The following is an 18,643-nucleotide window of genomic DNA, read 5'->3' as shown; positions in this document are numbered from 1 at the left end:
CCGCGCCGGCTCAGCGGCCCGCGCGGCGCAGCGCGACTTCGCCGAGCACCGCGAAGTCCTGTTCGCCGCCGCCGTGCGCGAGCGCATCGAGCAGGCTGTCGCGTACGACGCTCGCCACCGGCAGCGGGACCGACGCGGCGTCGCCGGCCTGCAGCGCGAGCCGCACGTCCTTCAGCCCGAGGCGCGCCTTGAAACGCGCGGGCTCGTAGCTGCGCTCGGCGATCATCCCGCCATAGCCTTCGTAGACCGGCCCCGGAAACACGCTGTTCGTGATGACGTCGAGGAAGTCGCGCATCGCGACGCCGTGCGCGCCGAGCAGCGCGGACGCCTCGCCGAGCGTCTCGATCGCCGACGCGAGCGTGAAATTCGCGGCGATCTTCGCGACGTTCGCGTGCTGCGGCAGCGAGCCGAAGCGCCAGGTCTTCTGGCCGATCGCGTCGAACAGCGGCTGCACGCGGTCGATTGCCTCGGCCGGGCCGCCGGCCATGATCGTCAGGCGCGCGGCGGCCGCGACGTCCGGACGCCCCATCACGGGCGCGGCGACGTAGGCGAGGCCGCGCGACGCATGCGCGTGCGCGAGCGACTCGGCGAGCGCGACCGACACCGTGGCCATGTTCACGTGAATCAGGCCGCGCGGTGCCTGCGCGAGCAGCGCGTCGTCGAATACTTCGCGCGCCGCGGCATCGTCGGCGAGCATCGAGAAAACGGCATCGCCGCGAAACGCGTCGGCAGGCGTCGCGACGATCTGTGCGCCGAGCGCGGCAAGCGGCTCGGCGCGCTCGCGCGACCGGTTCCAGACCCGCACGTCATGCCCCGCCTTCAGCAGGTTCGTCGCGATCGCCTGCCCCATTTCGCCCAGCCCGATAAATCCGAGATCCATTTCCCCGCTCCTTCGACTCGTGAAGCGTGGAGTTAAACACAGATGGCGGTGACCTGCAGCCCCGGCGACCGGCTGCACGCGGTGCGATACTGCCCGGATGGCGACCGCGATCTTCCGCTTCCACGGTGAACTGAACGCATTTCTCGCTCGCGCCCAGCGCGAGCACGTGTTCACGCACGCGTTTTCCCGCGACGCGACGGTCAAACATGCGATCGAGGCGCTCGGCGTGCCGCATACGGAAATCGGCCGGCTCTGCGTGAACGGCGCACCGTCCGCCCTCGACCGGCCGCTCGGCGACGGCGACCGCGTCGACATCCATCCGGAGCGCCCGCAGCCGTCGGCCGCATCCCCGCAGCCGCAACCGGACCGCTGGCGCTTCGTCGCCGACGCGCACCTCGGCGGCCTTGCGCAGCTGCTGCGCCTCGCCGGCTTCGACACCTGCTACGACAACCACTACCGCGACGACGAACTCGTCGCGCTCGCCTCGCGCGAAGGCCGGATCGTGCTGACACGCGACCGCGAGCTGCTCAAGCGCCGCGCGGTCGCACGCGGCTGCTACCTGCACGCGCAGCAGCCGGACGCGCAGTTGCGCGAGCTGTTCGCGCGGCTCGACCTCGCGCCGCACATGTGGCCGTTCCGGCTGTGCCTGCGCTGCAACGCGCCGCTGCACGCGCTCGATGCGGCGGACGCCGCGCCGCGCGTGCCGGCCGGCGTCCGGCAGCGGCACCGCCGCTTTGCCGCGTGCGACGTGTGCCAGCGGGTGTTCTGGGAAGGATCGCACTGGCGCCGGATGCGCGCGGTGGTCGACGCGATGCGCGCGCCGCCGCCCGGTGCCCTCGACATTCCGGACGTGGCGGACGCCTGAAAAAACAAAACCCCGCATGCCGAAGCGTGCGGGGTTTCGCGACGGATGGCTGGCAGCGCCAGCTCCGGCGAGGCGCGCTTAGTTGGCTGCGCCCGAGTCGTTCGTGCCGGCGGCTGAAGCGGCTGCGGCCTTCGCCTTGCCCTTTGCCGAACCGTGGTGCTTCAGCTTGTGCTTCGGCTTGCTGTGATCCTTCTTCATCGGTGCGGAAGAGGGTGCCATCGCGCCTGCCGGAGCCGACGCCGACTCCTGTGCGAATGCCGAAACCGATGCGAGAGCGAATGCTGCGGTCATGATCGAAGCGAGCGTCTTCTTCATTGTTCTTCCTTTAGCGGAGAAAAAGTCAAACGTACCGGTAAGTGATGCGAGGCATCCGCATCGTAACATCAGTCGCGCCGGATCGCCGGTCGCCGCCGGGCGGGCCGGCTCATGCCTTTCCGCCTCGACAAATACTGATGCACTGGCTCCATAACGCATCGCCCGCGCGACGAGTTGACATGCCGCTTGCATCCTTCGGGTTTCCCCGGGGGCGCCGGTTTCGGGCCCGCGCGACGCGCCGCGGGACGTGCATCAATCGTCCGACAAACCGTCTCTCACGCCCGCCGCGGCGACGCTATACTGGCCTCCTTCCGTCCCAACCGGACGCGGCCGGTCACAGACCGCCGCCGTCGCGAGGCGCCCAAATTGCCCGATCACAATCTGGACAAACTGAAAATCGACCGGCGTCCCGTCGCAACCGCGCCACGCCGGCGCCGGTGGGTCCGCTACGCGGTCGCCGCCGCGCTCGTCATCGTCGCGATCGTTGCCGTGCTGGCGCTCACCGGCCGCCCGACGGTCGACACGACCGCCGTCACGTCCACCTACCCGTACCAGAACGACACCCAGCTCAACGCGACCGGCTACGTCGTGCCGCAGCGCAAGGCCGCGGTCGCGTCGAAAGGCCAGGGGCGCGTCGAATGGCTCGGCGTGCTCGAAGGCACGCGCGTGAAAAAGGACGAGATCATCGCGCGGCTCGAAAGCCGCGACGTGGAAGCGTCGCTGGCGCAGGCACGCGCACAGGCGCAAGTCTCCCGCGCCAACCTCGGCGTCGCTCAGGCGGAGCTGAAGGACGCGGAGATCGCGCTGCGCCGCACCGCCGTGCTCGCGCCGAAGGGCGCGGTGCCGGCCGCACAGCTCGACATCGACACGGCCCGCGTGAACAAGGCGCGCGCATCGCTCAACAGCGACGAGGCCGCGATCGCGTCCGCCGAGGCCAATGCGCAGGCCGCGCAGGTCGCGGTCGATCAGACGGTGATCCGCGCGCCGTTCGACGGCATCGTGCTGGCAAAGCACGCGAACGTCGGCGACAACATCACGCCGTTCTCGTCCGCGTCGGACAGCAAGGGCGCGGTCGTGACGATTGCCGACATGGACACGCTCGAGGTCGAGGCCGACGTCGCCGAATCGAACATCGCGAAGATCCGCGCGGAGCAGCCGTGCGAGATCCAGCTCGACGCGCTGCCCGACATGCGCTTCGCGGGCCGCGTGTCGCGCATCGTGCCGACCGTCGACCGCTCGAAGGCGACGGTGCTCGTGAAGGTGCGTTTCGTCGACCGCGACGAGCGCGTGCTGCCCGACATGAGCGCGAAGATCGCGTTCCTGTCGAAGCCCGCTTCACCGCAGGACCGGCAGCCGGTGACCGCCGTGCAGGCGAGCGCGGTGGTCGAGCGCGACGGCCGGCCGGTCGTGTTCGTCGTGAAGGACGACACCGTGCATGCAACGGCGGTGACCAAGGGCGCGCGGATCGGCGAACTCGTCGCGATCCGCGGCGTGAAGCCCGGCGACACGGTCGTGCTCGCGCCGGGCGCGAAGCTGAAGGACGGCGCGAAAGTGACCGTCGCGAAGAAGTAGCGTGGTGAGCGTGAACGACGCCTCGCCACCGCTCGTCGAGATCAGCCACGTCGCGAAGTCGTACCGGCGCGGCCACCAGATCGTGCCGGTGCTGACCGACATCACGCTCGACATCGGCGAAGGCGACTTCGTCGCGCTGATGGGGCCATCGGGTTCCGGCAAGAGCACGCTGCTCAATCTCATCGCCGGCATCGACCGGCCCGACAGCGGCGAGCTGCGCGTGGGCGGCCTCGACATCTCGCGGCTCGAGGAAGCGCAACTCGCCGAATGGCGCGCGGCGAACGTCGGCTTCATCTTCCAGTTCTACAACCTGATGCCCGTGCTCACCGCGTTCGAGAACGTCGAGCTGCCGCTGATGCTCACGCACCTGTCGCGCCGCGAACGGCGCGAGCACGTCGAGATGGTGCTCGACATGGTGAATCTCGGCGACCGGAAGACCCATTACCCGTCCGAGCTGTCGGGCGGCCAGCAGCAGCGCGTCGCGATCGCGCGCGCGTTGATCACCGATCCGGTGCTGATCGTCGCCGACGAGCCGACCGGCGACCTCGACCGCGCATCGGCCACCGACGTGCTCGCGATGCTGCAGCGGATGAACGCCGAGCTCGGCAAGACGATCATCATGGTGACCCACGATGCGCACGCGGCCGCCGCCGCGCGCTCGGTCGTGCATCTGGAAAAAGGGGAGCTGATCGATGGGCACGCCGTCTGACGGACGGGAGCGCGCGCGATGTACGTGCTGAAGCTGATCGCGCGCAATGCGCTGCGGCACCGGCTGCGCACGTTGCTGACCGTGCTCGGGCTGACCATCGCGGTGCTGGCGTTCGGGCTGCTGCACACCGTCGTCGACGCGTGGTACGCAGGCGCGGCCGCCGCGTCCAGCGGCCGGCTCGTCACGCGCAACGCGATCTCGCTCGTGTTCCCGCTGCCGGTCAGCTACGAGAACCGGATCCGCGGCGTCGACGGCGTGACGGCCGTGGTCCGCTCGAACTGGTTCGGCGGCATCTACCGCGACCCTAAGAACTTCTTCGCGAGTTTCGCGGTGTCGGAGAACTATCTCGACCTGTATCCGGAATTCATCCTCCCGGCGCAGCAGCGCGCCGACTACGACCGCGACCGCCGCGGCTGCCTCGTCGGGCGCCAGCTCGCGACGCAGTTCGGCTTCAAGGTCGGCGACGTGATTCCGCTGAAAGGCACGATCTACCCGGGCACGTGGGACTTCGTCGTGCGCGGCATTCTCGACGGCCGCGACGATTCGACGATCACGCGCCAGCTGGTGTTCCACTGGGATTACCTGAACGAGACGGTGCGCAAGCGAACGCCGAAGCAGGCCGACCAGGTCGGCGTGTTCGTGCTCGGGGTCGCGAACCCGGACGACGGCGCAGCGATCGCCCGCAACGTCGACGCGGTGTTCAAGAACTCGCTCGCCGAAACGCTGACCGAGACCGAGCAGGCGTTCCAGCTCGGCTTCGTCGCGATGTCGAACCAGATCATCGCGGCGATCCGCGTCGTGTCGTACGTGGTGATCCTGATCATCATGGCCGTGATGGCCAACGCGATGGCGATGAGCGCGCGCGAACGCACCGCCGAATACGCGACGCTGAAGGCGCTCGGCTTCGGCCCCGGCTTTCTCGCGCTGATCGTGTTCGGCGAATCGGTCGTGATCGCGGTGGTCGGCGGCGGGCTCGCGATGCTCGCGACACCGCCGGCCGCGAGCCTCTTCAAGCAGGCCGCGGGCGGCATCTTCCCGGTATTCAAGGTGTCGGCCGAAACGATGGCGCTGCAGGCCGCATGCTCGGTCGCGGTCGGCCTCGCGGCCGCGCTCGTGCCGGCGTGGCAGGCGGCGCGCGTGCGCGTGGTCGAAGGCCTGCGGGCGATCGGATAGGCGCATGGCCATTCCACTCACCTACATCGCGCGCAACCTGTGGACGCGCCGGCTCACCACCGCGCTCACCGCGGGCGGGATGGCGCTGGTGATCTTCGTGTTCGCGACGGTGCAGATGCTCGACGCGGGGCTCACGCAGACGCTCGTGTCGACCGGCGAACCGGACAACGCGGTGGTGATCCGCAAAGGCGCCGAAACCGAGATTCAGAGTGCGATCGACCACCAGCAGGCCAACGCGCTCGAGATGCACCCGGCTGTCGCGCTCGGCCCGGACGGCCGGCCGCTCGTGTCGAAGGAAGCGGTCGTGCTGATTTCGCTGGTAAAGACGTCGTCCGGCAAGCCGTCGAACGTCGTGATCCGCGGCGTGTCGCCGGCCGGCCTCGCGCTGCGCCCGCACGTGAAGCTCGTCGCCGGCCGCATGTTCACGCCCGGCTCGTCGGAGATCATCGTCGGCAGCGCGATCGCGAAGGGTTTCAGCGGCACGCAACTCGGCGACAGCCTGCATTTCGCGCAGCGCGACTGGACCGTCGTCGGCATCTTCGATGCGGGCGGCAGCGGCTTCGACTCGGAGATCTGGGGTGACGTCGACCAGTTGATGCAGTCGTTCCGGCGCACCAGCTACTCGTCGATGGTGCTGCGCATCCCGAGCGCCGACGGCTTCGCGCGCTTCAAGGCCGACATCGACGTCGACCCGCGCCTGACGGATGAAGCGAAACGCGAGCAGACGTTTTACGGCGACCAGTCGAAGGCGTTGTCGACCTTCATCAACATCCTGGGCATCACGCTGTCGACGATCTTCTCGATCGCCGCGATGATCGGCGCGATGATCACCATGTATGCGTCGGTCGCGAACCGCACCGCGGAAATCGGCACGCTGCGCGCGCTCGGCTTCAAGCGCATGAACGTGCTCGCCGCGTTCCTGCTGGAGGCGCTGCTGCTCGGCTTCGTCGGCGGTGTCGCGGGGCTCGCATCCGCATCGCTGATGGAGTTCGCGTCGTTCTCGACGACCAACTTCCAGACCTTCTCCGACCTGTCGTTCCGCTTCGTGCTGACGCCCGCGATCGTCGTGAAGACGCTGCTGTTCTCGCTCGTGATGGGGCTCGTCGGCGGCTTCCTGCCGGCGATGCGCGCCGCGCGGCTGAACATCGTCGACGCGTTGCGCGCGCAGTGACGCGCGCGGCCCCTCACGCCCGACGCTCGCGCGGCACCCACGCGCCGTGGAACCCGGCCGGCACGCGGCGCGGCAGGTGCACCGTCGCGACCGGCGCCGCGTCGATCGCGCGCGCATCGAGGATCACGACATCGCTCGTATCCGTCGCCGCGCGGTAGACCACCACCAGCAGCCAGCCGTCGTCCTCGTCGGTGCCGCCCGGGCGCGGCACGAACACCGGTTCACCGTTCTGGTCGCCGGCCGGCACCGCGTAGCGGGTCGTCGTGCCGCGCACGTGGTCGAAACGCATCACGCCGCGCATCTCGGCGTTGTTCGGCTGCTCGACCGCATACAGGTAGCGGTAGCGGCGCCCCGTCCGGCTTTCGTTGATGCGCGGCAGCTCGATGCCGCCGTCGGCCAGCGGCCCTTCGTCGATCAGCCCGTTCGCGGTATCGATCACGTAACGCCACAGCTCGCCGACCGGGTTGTCGGCGAAGCGGCCCGTGCGCGCGTCGAGCCGCAGGAACCACGGATAGCGCACCGCGTCGAGCACGATGCACGACGCATCGCAGTCGTACGCATTCACGACGTGCTGGATGAAGCACGGCTCGATGCCGAACCAGCGCACGTCGCCGCCGTGGCGCGGCATCACGCCGATCCGCGCGTCGCGGTCGTCGTGCCAGCGCAGCGGCATCCGGTGCCCCTGCTTCAGCATCGCGAAGTCGTAGCCGACGTTCAGGTCGAGCAGCAGGCTGCGGGTTTCGGTGATCGCGAGGTCGTGCATCATCGACGGCGCACGCACGTCGACGGCGAGGTCGACGCGCTGCACGCCCTGCGCATCCGCGACACCGTAGCGCAGCCACGGCGCGCGCCAGTCCGCGCGAAACAGGATCAGTTCGCCCGTCACCGGATCGACTTTCGGATGCGCGGTCATCGCGCCGCCGAACGCCGTGTGCCGCGCAGGCGCACCGAGCGTGTCGAGCGCGGCCGTGATCGCGAGCGGCGCGCCGCCTTCCGCCAGCGCGAGCAATTCGCCGGCGTGCTGCAGCACATTCACGTTCGGATTCGTGTCGGGCAGGTGCGGCGCCTGCTCCGGCGCGTGCACATCGGCCCAGCGGCGCGTGCGCGCCCAGCGGTTCCGGTAGCCGGCCGCGCGGCCGCGTTCGAACGCGATCGCGTGCAGCATCGCCGCTTCCGGCCACCACGACAGCACGTCGTTGCCCTCGAAACGGCCGCCCGGCGGATTCGGGCCGTTGCGCAGCAGCGTGCCGTCGAGTTCGGGCGGGATCGTGCCGGTCACGGGCAGGTCGACGAGGTCGACTTCGTCGGCGACCGGCGCGATCGCGCCGCGGTTCAGATCGAACGTCGTCATCGCGTCGTCTGCTCCGTCAGCAGTCTTCGGTCGACGGCGGCAAATCGCCGCGCGCCAGCGCGAGCGCATGGTCGCGCACGTCGTCCGGCCAGCCCGCAATCAGTTCGGTCATCCGCTCGAGGTCGTTCGCATACAGCGCACGCGCGGCCTCCTCGAATCCGGGCAGGTCGCCCGCGATCGCCGACATGAAGTGGTATGCGCGCGTCTGCGCGTCGCGGCGCCGGTCGGCCGCCGCGTGCGTGCGCCGCGCGTCCTCGACCAGCTTGCGCAGCGCGACGGACGCGCCGCCCGGCTGCGCGGCGAGCCAGTCCCAGTGACGCGGCAGCAACGTGACCTCGCGCGAGACGACGCCGAGCTTCGGACGGCCGCGGCCGCGTTGTTCGGCCGCGCCGGCGGGCTCGGCGGGCGCGGATGCCTCGCCCGGCACTGGCGCGTAACGCGCACGGATATCGTCCGCCGTGCCGCGCAGGTCGAGGTCGATCGAGCGGCCGGTCGCGTCGTCGAAGATCACGATGGTGCCGGACATCGCATTGCCGGCCGCCTGACGGACCGCCACCGCCACCGTCGCGAGCGGGCCCGACGCGACGCGCCGGTGGCCATCGAACGCCGTGTAGGAAGGGAGAAGCATGGAGAGAGTCATCGTGGTTGCCCGTCGGCAGGAATCGGAATGACGCCATTTTTATCCGGGTATAAATTGTTGTCAATATCACCCGGGTAAAAAAAGTGACATGCCGATGCCACGGATCGATCCAATTCCTGAATCGATCAAGTCAGCAATTGGCATGAAAGCGCAATTTTCGCCATGACAGAATGATCCGGACGCCGCGCCTCCGGGCATCGGCGTCCGGCCCCCGGCCGGCAAGGCCACCACGAAAAAACGCGCGCACCGACGCGCAGCCGCACGACGGCACCTTCCGCCCTTCGGAGGAGACAGTCATGAATCCGCTTCACGCATTGCCGGCGTCCGCGTCGACAACGGCCCGGCGCACCCGCGTGCGCTGGCTCGTGCTGACCGTGCTGTTCGCGGTCACGACGATCAACTACGCGGATCGCGCGGCGATCGCGATCGCGGGCCCGGCGCTCGCCCGCACGATGCACCTGAGCCATGTGCAGATGGGCTTCATCTTCTCGGCGTTCGGCTGGTCGTACGTGATCGCGCAACTGCCGGGCGGCTGGCTGCTCGACCGCTTCGGCTCGCGCATCGTCTATGCGTTCAGCATCTTCTTCTGGTCGCTGTGCACGCTGCTTCAGGGCGGCATCGGCTTCGTCGGCGGCGCATCCGCGTTCGCGCTGCTGTTCGGATTGCGCTTCCTGGTCGGCGCGGCCGAGGCGCCGTCGTTCCCGGCCAACAGCCGGATCGTGTCCACGTGGTTTCCGGCCGCGGAGCGCGGCACCGCGTCGGCGATCTTCAACGCCGCTCAGTACGCGGCGACCGTCGTGTTCGCGCCGCTGATGGGCTGGCTCGTGCACGCGTACGGCTGGCAGTCGGTGTTCGCGGTGATGGGCGTGCTCGGCTTCGCGTTCGTGCTGGTGTGGAACCGCACGATGTACGACCCGAAGGTGCACCCGCGCATCAACGACGCGGAGCTCGACTACCTCACCGAAGGCGGTGCGCTCGTCAACATCGACCAGGCGACCGGCGCGCGCGACGGCGGCCCGTCGATGCGTCACGTGAAGGCGCTGCTGAGGAACCGGATGCTCGTCGGCGTGTACGTCGCGCAGTATTGCATCAACGCCCTCACCTACTTCTTCATCACGTGGTTTCCCGTCTATCTCGTGCAGGCGCGCGGGATGTCGATCCTCGACGCGGGGCTCGTCGCGTCCATCCCGGCCGTGTGCGGATTCCTCGGCGGGATTCTCGGCGGCATCGTGTCCGACGCGCTGCTCAAGCAGGGGCAGTCACTGTCGGTCGCGCGCAAGGTGCCGATCGTGATCGGCATGCTGCTGTCGATGTCGATGATCGTCTGCAACTACACCGATTCGCACGTGCTCGTGGTGCTGCTCATGGCGCTGTCGTTCTTCGGCAAAGGGCTCGGCGCGCTTGGCTGGGCCGTCAACGCCGATACCGCGCCGCGCCAGATCGCCGGCCTGAGCGGCGCGCTGCTCAATACGTGCGGCAATCTTTCCAGCATTACGACGCCGATCGCGATCGGCTACATCGTCGACCGCAGCGGCTCGTTCAACGGCGCGCTCGTGTACGTCGTCGCGCACGCGCTCGTCGCCGTGATCTGCTACCTGTTCGTCGTCGGCGAAATTCGCCGCGTCGAGCTTCAATGATGAACGGCGTGGGCTGCGCCAGTGCACCCAGCGGCCCGCACGCCACTGGAACCAGGAGCGAACCGATGTCCGAACCCAGCCGTGCCGGCACCCCGCGCGTCACGCGCATGCAAGTGATTCCCGTCGCCGGCCGCGACAGCATGCTGTTGAACCTGTGCGGCGCGCACGCGCCGTATTTCACGCGCAACCTCGTGATCCTCGACGACAGCAGTGGCCACACGGGTGTCGGCGAAGTGCCCGGCGGCGAAGGCATCCGACAGGCGCTCGAACGGATGACCGATCTCGTGGTCGGCCAGTCGATCGGGCGTTACCAGGCGACGCTCAACGCAGTGCGCGCGGCGCTGTCCGGCACCGCTGCGGGTGCGGGACGCACGATCCGGCACGAGGTGACGTCGGCCGGCGAGGCGGCCGTGCTGCGCCAGCCGCACGAGATCAACCTGCGGCTCGACAACGTGATCACTGCGATCGAGGCCGCGCTGCTGGACCTGCTCGGCCAGCATCTCGACGTGCCCGTCGCCGCGCTGCTCGGCGAAGGCCAGCAGCGCGACGCGGTGCCGATGCTCGCGTACCTGTTCTACATCGGCGAGCGGCGCCGCACCGACCTGCCGTATCGCGACGAGATGCACGCGGCCGATCCGTGGTTCCGCCTGCGCAACGAAGCCGCGCTCACGCCGGCCGCGATCGCGCGGCAGGCCGAGGCTGCGGTCGAGCGCTACGGCTTCGTCGATTTCAAGCTGAAGGGCGGTGTGATGGCCGGCGCGGACGAGATGGAGGCGATCGCGGCGATCAAGGCGCGCTTTCCCGACGCGCGCGCGACGCTCGACCCGAACGGCGCGTGGTCACTCGACGAAGCCGTCGCGCTGTGCCGCGGGCAAGGTCATCTGCTCGCGTATGCGGAGGACCCGTGCGGGCCGGAAGCCGGCTACTCGGGCCGCGAGGTGATGGCCGAATTCCGGCGCGCCACCGGCATCCCGACCGCGACCAACATGATCGCGACGGACTGGCGGCAGATGGATCACGCGGTGCGGCTGCAGGCGGTCGACATTCCGCTCGCCGATCCGCACTTCTGGACGATGCAGGGTTCGGTGCGGCTCGCGCAGCTGTGCCGCGACTGGGGGCTCACGTGGGGTTCGCACTCGAACAACCACTTCGACGTTTCGCTGGCGATGTTCACGCACGCGGCCGCGGCTGCACCCGGCACGATCACCGCGATCGACACGCACTGGATCTGGCAGGAAGGCGACGCGCGGCTCACGCGCGAGCCGCTCGAGATCGTCGGCGGCCAGGTGGCCGTGCCCGAGCGGCCGGGGCTCGGGATCGAACTCGACATGGCGCAGGTCGAGGCTGCCCATGCGCTGTACGGGCAAGTCGGCGGCACGGCGCGCGACGATGCGATGGCGATGCGGTATCTGGTGCCGGGGTGGACGTACGATCCGAAGCGGCCGAGTTTCGGGCGCGGGTGACGGCGGGGGGGCGGACATGCGAAAAAACAAAAAGGGTTCGGTCTTGCGACCGAACCCTTCGAATTCCCTTGGTGGAGCGGAGGAGGATCGAACTCCCGACCTTCGCATTGCGAATACGAACAAGTCGACATTTCTCGAGATAGATCGACTTTGACCAATCCACTCAAACCGTTGAATTTTAACGATTATCAACGATCTATCCTGCTGATTGATGTTGATCCACATCCCTCCACTGCCGCATAATCGGGTTACACAGCGGTTACACGGAATCGCAAACCCAAGAATGAGGTTGTTGGATGGCCAAGGTAAATTTCACGGCAGCTCGCGTCGAAGGGCATCGCTGCAGCGAAGGCAAATCGCAGTCGTTCCTATGGGATAGCAAGACCCCGGGGCTTGGTTTGCGCGCCACTGCTGGAGGTGCCAAGGCGTACATCTTCCAAGGGAAAATTCACGGCTCGACAGTGAGGATCACCATCGGCGATCCACGAAGCTGGACCATCGATCAGGCGCAGGAGCGAGCGAGAAGTCTCCAGACGCTCATAGACGAAGGCGTCGATCCACGGGAGCGTGAGGCCGAACAGAAGGCGGCGCACGAAGCACGGCAGGCTGCGAAAAAGCGCCAGGACGTCACAGTCGGCGAAGCATGGGAACAGTATCTTGAACACCTTCGCACGAAAATTTCCCCGAAAACAAAGAAGCCTCGGTCTGAGCGATACATCCTCGACCATATCAACCTCTCGTCGCCCGGCGGGGGGATTGCAAAACGCGGCGGCAAAGAAAAAGTGCGTGGGCCATTGGCCCCGCTCATGCCGCGCAGGTTGACCGAGATAACCGTGGCATCCATGTCGGAGTGGCTCGAGGCCGAAATACCTCGGGGGCCGACGAATGCCGGTCATGCATTCGGTCTCTTCAAGGCGTTCATCCGGTGGTGTGACACTCACGAGACGTATGCAGGCATCATGCCGCACGAGGCCTATGCTTCGCCAAAGGTCAAGGGAATTCTCCCTCGTAGCGCCGCGAAGGATGACTGTCTTCAGCGCGAGCAATTGTCGGTTTGGTTCAGCGCGGTACGTGGCATCGCCAATCCGGTGATCAGCGCATACCTCCAAGGCCTCTTGATTACTGGCGCCCGTCGAGAAGAGCTAGCCGCACTACGTTGGGAAGACGTGGACTTCCGCTGGCGAAGCTTGACCATGAACGACAAGGTTGAAGGCACCGGCGGCCGAACTATCCCGCTCACGCCGTACTTGGCGAGCCTATTGCGGAATCTCCAGCGTCTCAACGAGATGCCCCCAAATAAGCGCCAAGCTGCTCGCCTCTCTGAAAGGCGCGAACTGTGGGAGCCGTCCGAGTGGGTCTTCGCCAGCAAGACTGCGGCAGACGGAAAAATCGCTGAGCCGCGTCACGCGCACAACCGAGCGCTAGCGCCAACTGGGTTGCCGCACATTTCGTTGCATGGTCTCCGCCGATCATTCGGAACGTTGTCCGAGTGGGTCGAGGTGCCGGTAGGCGTCGTCGCGCAGATTCAGGGACATCGGCCATCCGCGATTGCCGAGAAACACTACCGGCGCCGTCCTCTCGATCTGTTACGTATGTGGCACGACAAAATTGAAGCTTGGATGCTTGAACAAGCGAAGATCAAGTTTGAACCATGAAGCAATGATCGGGGGATGCAATGCCCCGGTTGACCTGCCCCCTACAAACAGGGCCAGCCGGAGTCTAGTAAAGTTCGTTTTCGGAGAAGAAGACGGACATGAAGAAGCGCTTTACGGAACAGCAAATCATCGGGTTTCTGAAGGAAGCCGAAGCCGGTATGGCGGTCAAGGAACTGTGCAGGAAGTACGGGTTCAGTGACGCGTCGTTCTACACCTGGCGCGCGAAGTTCGGCGGCATGGAAGTCTCGGAAGCCCGCCGGCTCAAGGACCTCGAGGTGGAGAATGCCCGGCTGAAGAAGCTGCTGGCCGAAGCAATGCTCGATATGGAAGCGTTGAAGGTCGTCGTCAAGGGAAAGCCCTGAGCCCGCAAGCCAAACGCGAAGCAGTGTCGGCGATTCGGGAGAAGGTCAATATCTCCGAGCGCCGCGCCTGCCGGCTTGTCGGGCTTTCTCGCAGCGTGCTGCATTACGACGCGAAGCCGGACCACGAGAATGAGCTGCTAGCGGCGCGTCTGGTGGAATTGGCACACGAACGTCGTCGATTCGGCTACCGTCGACTGCACGCCCTGGTGGAGCGCGAAGGCACGCACGCCAATCACAAGCGCATCTATCGCCTGTACCGTGAGGCAGGGCTGGCTGTGCGGCGCCGTCGCAAGCGCCATGGCGTCATGATTGAGCGCGAGCAACTGGCATTGCCGGGCGCGCCCAACGAGGTGTGGTCAATCGATTTCGTGATGGATGCGCTTTCCAACGGCCGTCGCGTGAAGTGCCTGACCGTCGTCGACGACTTCACGAAAGAGGCTGTCGACATCGTCGTCGACCATGGCATCTCAGGCTTGTATGTCGCTCGGGCATTGGACCGTGCAGCTCGCTTCCGTGGCTATCCCAAGGCGGTGCGAACAGACCAGGGACCCGAATTCACGAGCCGCGCGCTTGACCAGTGGGCATATGCGAACGGCGTCACGCTGAAGTTGATTCAGGCGGGCAAGCCAACGCAAAATGCGTACATCGAATCGTTCAACGGCAAGTTCCGCGACGAATGCCTTAACGAGCACTGGTTCACGACGCTCGCGCACGCTCGGGCTGTCATCGCGGCATGGCGTCAGGACTACAACGAGCAAAGGCCGCACAGCGCACTGAACTACCTTGCGCCGTCAGAGTTTGCGGCGAAACACCGGGCAACCGCGGATGCTCCTGCCGCTTTCCAGGAGCTGGTTTAACAGGACTTTGCTAGAAGCCCATTGGCCCTATTGAAGGGGGCAGGTCAGAACAAGCACTAAAGCAACATTTTGCCGGCAGATCCTTGAACACCGAGCATGCTACGATCAGTCCGCGGATTCGTGGACTGATCGTAGCATCTGATGTCTAGCTAACTCGTGAACCTAAGTTCCGCCCCGGGTCTTCTTTACCACCGTCTTCTTGGTGGCGGCCTTCTTAGCGGATACCTTCTTAGCTACTGTTTTCGGCTTCTCATACGTTTGACCACTAATAAGGGCGGGATCAATAAGCGAAACCTTGTCATACCAAGGCCGAGAGAAGCGAACGTTGGAATCGATGACCTGTAATGCGTCGAGGAGCAACTGACGGCCAGAACTCGTGTCTAGTTGAGTTGCCTTCCATTCTGTTGTCCAGAATTTTTCCGGTATTCGCGTGACAACCCGTTCCACCAGGTTGTCAAGGGTCACCTCATTGGTGAAGTCCGTGGGCGTATCGTCCATACGTTGCTTCGCGATCATGCTCTCGAGCACATACACTGTCAAAGCGTGAATCGAGACTTTCTGGAGAAGTCTGCTCTCTGGGAACGGCGCCCATATAGACTTTCTTAGCGCCCGGATTTTAATCCAAATTGCCAAGAAAACATCTCGCTCAAGCTCTTCAATTCCAAGCAATGCCGCTCTATCCCGCGTTTCAGCGAGGGCACCTTCGATTGCACTGGGCTGGATATAACCACCTGGATTGGTAGGCCACTCCAGCAAACCTTTGAATGGCGCCGTACCATCGACTGTCTGAAGATCATCATATTTGACATCGTTTATTCCGAGCGCCACCCCCGCACTGTTGATTAAACGCGTATTTAATTTATCCTTGTCATAGTTCAAGTTCAGCGCCTTAATGTGATCCTTAGGCACCCTTGTTGCACTGTTGTTAATAACAACAAACTGAAAGGCGCGCTCGGCATCATCTCCACCCAAAAACGCAACAATGTTCAAACGAGTGGTGGCATCAAACTTCGCAGCGCCGAATACTCTATGCTGACCGTCTATTATAAGACCCGGTTTATCTGATCCACGCATGGAAATAGTAATTTTTCCGTGCCATTCAGTGTTTTCGCGATAATTCGGCGAGGTCCCATTAAACGTAATCGCGCCACTATCAAGAGCTATAACTACAGAGGTGGGTATCGTGTTGCGGTCATCACGCGAAAGAAATTTTGCAACCTTGCTAACTTTCAATTCACGAAGCGGACGCTGCGCACCGGTGAGATTATCCCCGTCCAGACGATCAACATCTGCCCATTGTATAATGTCGGCGGCAGACGCATTAAATACGACAAATGCCGGCGCACTCTCTTTATTTCGCTGCGAATAACTAAGCGCAAAATAGCTGAATTGCTGCACAGAAGCTTTAATCATACCGACCCCTCAAATTGCTGAAAAAGCTCGAAATAGAGATACGTTTGACCTTCCTCAATATTGAGATCAGGAAGTACTGGGCGAATTTTCTTTGCAGCATCTTTCAAAGTTATGGGCCTTCTTTCGTTCGCACTTGCTGCCAACATAAGACGAGCAATCGCCAGCGAGAGTTTTAACTGGCCTGGGGGATTGGCGTTTCCGCTGCGCGTGTGAAACGTGGATTGAACTGGTCCCCATGCCCAAGTTATCGTGTTGCTTCGCTTGTCATTACAGTCTTTGCATGCCGGAATAATATTTTCTTCAACTGTTTCCCCGCCAAGACTTAGAGGCCAGATGTGCTCTACGGTGCATTGATCTCTCGCGTTCTTTTTTTTAGTTAATGACACACCACACAGGTAGCATTGCGCAGGCTCTACACTCAACGCATTTCTCTCTATTTGATCCGACCGCTTCTCTTCAGCAGCTATTCGCCCCGTCTGCTTTGCGAATTCACAAAATATTTGATTGTCATATAAGAACGCGGGGATGTCGGTGTGAATTCGAAGCATTCTACCCAAATTTCTAGCAGGCATATGCGGCTCGTCTTCATGAAATTTTTTTGCACATCGGACGCATCGCAGAAAAATCTCCAACGTCGCAGAAAGACGCGTGAATTCCTCAAATCGAGACGGCGACACTAAAAAATTGAAGCCGACATTATCTGGGATACCGACTGATATCTTCTTGCCCAATTCTCGATATAGGACGAGGAACAACTCTTCCCCATAGGTTGATGCTTTCCACAACATCGTTGCCCCCGCAATTATCTACAAGCATCATTCAAGATTCGCACTACCACATTACCAGCTTGTTAAGGCACAATCATCGCCAGCATGGATTTTATTTCCGTTGAGACGCTATGCGCGCATTCCTGGCGGGAACAATTCTACGCCCTAGTTGGAGCGAAGGAATCTCGTCAGACATGTTTTGAGGTTCCCTCGGTTTTTCGCCTCCCAGAGGCCCTGGGTTATGTAGCCATATCCTTTGTCCGCTGAGTCGCAAGCCAGTATTACATGAACTGAGTTGGCGACATGAAGCCCAGCGATGAATGACGACGACTGCAGTTATAAAACACTTCGATGTATTCGAACAAGTCCGCCACGGCTTCGCGATGCGTGCGATACCTCCTGCCGTGTGCCCGCTCGTTCTTCAGGCTGTTGAAGATGCTTTCCGCCGGCGCGTGTCCCAGCAATTTCCTTTGCGGCTCATCAAGTCGCACGTCCCGTAGAAGGTCAGCTTGCGCTGGAATTCATGGCTCGCGTTGACTACCCGTGTCCGAGTGATACAGCACCCTGGGCGCGGGGCGCGCGGCGGAACCACGCCATCGCCAATGCATCGGTCAAGAGTTCCGCCGTCATGCGCGACTTGACGGACCAGCCCACGTCCTCCCGATTAAACAGATCCAGCGTAACCGCGAGATACAGCCAGTCTTCGTCGGTCCAGGTGTACGTGATGTCCGAGGTGAACATTTGATCGGACTCGGCCGGCGAGAACTTGCGGTTCGACACGTTCAGCGCGACCGGCAGTTTGTGTCGAGAATCAGTTGTCACACGATAACGACGCTTGTGGCGGGCTCCGATACCGTTGGCCCTCATCAGCCGCTCTACACGTGCTTTGCTGGCCGGAAAGCCGCGAGAGCGAAGCTTTCCGGTCATGCGCGGCGAACCGTAAGCGCTCGTGAACTTGGCATGAAACGTTTGAATCAATGTCAGCAAGCGCACATCGGTCAGCCGCTGCCGTTCGCGCGTGCCGCCGCGCTTCCATGCGCGATAGCCAGTGGCGCTTACATCAAGGACCTCGCTCAGCGCTGACAGCGAATATTGCCAGCACGGAGTGTCAATCCAAGCGTACTCCACAGGAGGTCTTTCGCGAAGAACGCCGCTTCTTTTGTGATTTCCAACCCCATCTACAAGCGCTTGTTCTCCGCCCGCAGACGCGAGAACCCCATCTGTTCCGCTGTGACGACCTTCGCGCTGGGACCATTCAGCTTGCCGGCTTCCGACGCTTAGAGCCAGTTGCGCAGCGTCTGCATCGACATGCCCAGTTCTCGGGCCACAGCGGTCACGCTTTGCCCGTCGTTGACTCGTTGCATGGCCGGTTCCCTGAACTCTGCCGCGTACACCTGATGCGGTACCTTGAACATCTCTTCCTTCCTTTGGGTCGAGTTTATACGCGACCGGCTAGAAGGCGAAAAGCTCATCCGACTCGCCCTTCGTTTACTCGAATAGGCATGCGCTTAAACGCGCTTGTTGGTGCGTCGATTTGTTGCTTGCGAGGCATAACTCACGTTTTATGGTCGCGCTGATGATCGAAACATCCTAAAATTCGCCTACGGTAGCTCACCAGACACAAAAACGGGGCCTCACAGGGGAGAGGTACGAAACAAGATGCCGTGCCAACGCCTATGAGCATTAAGTAAAATGACAGGAAGCGCAAGATGCCAGAAAATGCCGCAATCTCGATTTGCTCAAGTGGCCTGCCATCGCGTCAGTGAAAGCCAGCCTGGCTCACATTTTCCGAACTCGGCATCTGGCGGACTAT

General features: G+C 63.8%; 15 protein-coding genes, 1 tRNA gene and 1 pseudogene. 9 read left to right on the top strand and 8 right to left on the bottom strand.

Features of this window, described 5'->3' with window-relative positions:
* Nucleotides 1–10: 10 nt before the first annotated feature.
* Entirely contained in the window at nucleotides 11–880 is an 870-nt protein-coding gene (locus tag WS66_RS13805) for an NAD(P)-dependent oxidoreductase (RefSeq protein ID WP_059607766.1), read from the bottom strand.
* A 97-nt stretch (nucleotides 881–977) separates the two neighbouring features.
* Between WS66_RS13805 and WS66_RS13800 the strand changes: the two genes are divergently transcribed.
* Entirely contained in the window at nucleotides 978–1,745 is a 768-nt protein-coding gene (locus WS66_RS13800) for a Mut7-C RNAse domain-containing protein (protein ID WP_059607765.1), read from the top strand.
* Between the two features lie 78 nt (nucleotides 1,746–1,823).
* Here WS66_RS13800 and WS66_RS13795 read toward each other — a convergent pair whose 3' ends face one another.
* Entirely contained in the window at nucleotides 1,824–2,060 is a 237-nt protein-coding gene (locus WS66_RS13795) for a hypothetical protein (protein ID WP_059607764.1), read from the bottom strand.
* Between the two features lie 366 nt (nucleotides 2,061–2,426).
* Here WS66_RS13795 and WS66_RS13790 point away from each other — a divergent pair, with 366 nt between their 5' ends.
* The 4 genes from WS66_RS13790 to WS66_RS13775 are packed head-to-tail and all read left to right on the top strand — an operon-like array spanning nucleotide 2,427 to nucleotide 6,685.
* Nucleotides 2,427–3,632: an efflux RND transporter periplasmic adaptor subunit gene (locus WS66_RS13790; RefSeq protein ID WP_059607763.1), complete on the top strand. Its 1,206-nt coding sequence runs from the start codon at nucleotides 2,427–2,429 to the stop codon at nucleotides 3,630–3,632.
* 10 nt (nucleotides 3,633–3,642) lie between these two features.
* Nucleotides 3,643–4,341, top strand: a complete 699-nt coding sequence (locus WS66_RS13785) for an ABC transporter ATP-binding protein (protein ID WP_059607770.1) — start codon at nucleotides 3,643–3,645, stop codon at nucleotides 4,339–4,341.
* An 18-nt stretch (nucleotides 4,342–4,359) separates the two neighbouring features.
* A complete protein-coding gene (locus WS66_RS13780; protein WP_059607762.1) occupies nucleotides 4,360–5,514 on the top strand; it encodes an ABC transporter permease in 1,155 nt (384 codons plus the stop codon).
* Nucleotides 5,515–5,518: 4 nt separating this feature from the next.
* Complete coding sequence (locus WS66_RS13775; RefSeq protein ID WP_059607761.1) at nucleotides 5,519–6,685, top strand: ABC transporter permease; 1,167 nt, start codon at nucleotides 5,519–5,521, stop codon at nucleotides 6,683–6,685.
* A 13-nt stretch (nucleotides 6,686–6,698) separates the two neighbouring features.
* On the opposite strand, the gene WS66_RS13770 is transcribed toward WS66_RS13775, so the two are convergent.
* Together WS66_RS13770 and WS66_RS13765 are read right to left on the bottom strand one after the other, a co-directional pair.
* Nucleotides 6,699–8,036, bottom strand: coding sequence for a carotenoid oxygenase family protein (locus tag WS66_RS13770; RefSeq protein ID WP_059607760.1), 1,338 nt, complete (start codon nucleotides 8,034–8,036; stop codon nucleotides 6,699–6,701).
* A 16-nt stretch (nucleotides 8,037–8,052) separates the two neighbouring features.
* A complete protein-coding gene (locus WS66_RS13765) occupies nucleotides 8,053–8,676 on the bottom strand; it encodes a DUF2239 family protein (RefSeq protein ID WP_059607759.1) in 624 nt (207 codons plus the stop codon).
* Between the two features lie 296 nt (nucleotides 8,677–8,972).
* Here WS66_RS13765 and WS66_RS13755 point away from each other — a divergent pair, with 296 nt between their 5' ends.
* Together WS66_RS13755 and WS66_RS13750 are read left to right on the top strand one after the other, a co-directional pair.
* On the top strand, nucleotides 8,973–10,313 hold the full coding sequence (locus tag WS66_RS13755; protein ID WP_059607758.1) for an MFS transporter: 1,341 nt from the start codon (nucleotides 8,973–8,975) through the stop codon (nucleotides 10,311–10,313).
* A gap of 65 nt (nucleotides 10,314–10,378) precedes the next feature.
* Nucleotides 10,379–11,776: an enolase C-terminal domain-like protein gene (locus WS66_RS13750; protein ID WP_059607757.1), complete on the top strand. Its 1,398-nt coding sequence runs from the start codon at nucleotides 10,379–10,381 to the stop codon at nucleotides 11,774–11,776.
* Nucleotides 11,777–11,845: 69 nt separating this feature from the next.
* Here the strand turns inward: WS66_RS13750 and WS66_RS33690 are convergent.
* Nucleotides 11,846–11,937: transfer RNA gene (locus tag WS66_RS33690), tRNA-Ala, on the bottom strand.
* A gap of 135 nt (nucleotides 11,938–12,072) precedes the next feature.
* Between WS66_RS33690 and WS66_RS13745 the strand changes: the two genes are divergently transcribed.
* The gene (locus WS66_RS13745) at nucleotides 12,073–13,431 is read left to right on the top strand and encodes a tyrosine-type recombinase/integrase (protein WP_059607756.1); all 1,359 of its coding nucleotides are present in this window, start codon (nucleotides 12,073–12,075) and stop codon (nucleotides 13,429–13,431) included.
* A gap of 98 nt (nucleotides 13,432–13,529) precedes the next feature.
* Nucleotides 13,530–14,650 (top strand): IS3-like element IS407 family transposase gene (locus WS66_RS13735; RefSeq protein WP_108064606.1). Its coding sequence is split into 2 segments (ribosomal slippage): nucleotides 13,530–13,788 and nucleotides 13,788–14,650, totalling 1,122 coding nucleotides; the frame shifts between segments, so codons are not numbered across the junction.
* Nucleotides 14,651–14,812: 162 nt separating this feature from the next.
* Here the strand turns inward: WS66_RS13735 and WS66_RS13730 are convergent.
* The 3 genes and pseudogenes from WS66_RS13730 to WS66_RS13720 all read right to left on the bottom strand — a co-directional run bounded on the left by WS66_RS13730 (nucleotide 14,813) and on the right by WS66_RS13720 (nucleotide 18,245).
* The gene (locus tag WS66_RS13730; RefSeq protein ID WP_082729099.1) at nucleotides 14,813–16,063 is read right to left on the bottom strand and encodes a DGQHR domain-containing protein; all 1,251 of its coding nucleotides are present in this window, start codon (nucleotides 16,061–16,063) and stop codon (nucleotides 14,813–14,815) included.
* The gene (locus WS66_RS13725) at nucleotides 16,060–16,851 is read right to left on the bottom strand and encodes an HNH endonuclease (protein WP_082729098.1); all 792 of its coding nucleotides are present in this window, start codon (nucleotides 16,849–16,851) and stop codon (nucleotides 16,060–16,062) included. Before WS66_RS13725 ends, WS66_RS13730 begins: the two co-directional genes overlap by 4 nt.
* Nucleotides 16,852–17,111: 260 nt before the next feature.
* Nucleotides 17,112–18,245 (bottom strand): annotated as a pseudogene (locus tag WS66_RS13720) (IS3 family transposase).
* Nucleotides 18,246–18,643: the final 398 nt, after the last annotated feature.

Origin of the sequence: Burkholderia sp. LA-2-3-30-S1-D2 (assembly GCF_001523915.2) — a bacterium.
Classification (GTDB): Bacteria; Pseudomonadota; Gammaproteobacteria; order Burkholderiales; family Burkholderiaceae; genus Burkholderia; species Burkholderia diffusa.
This window is presented reverse-complemented; position numbering and strand designations above follow the sequence as displayed.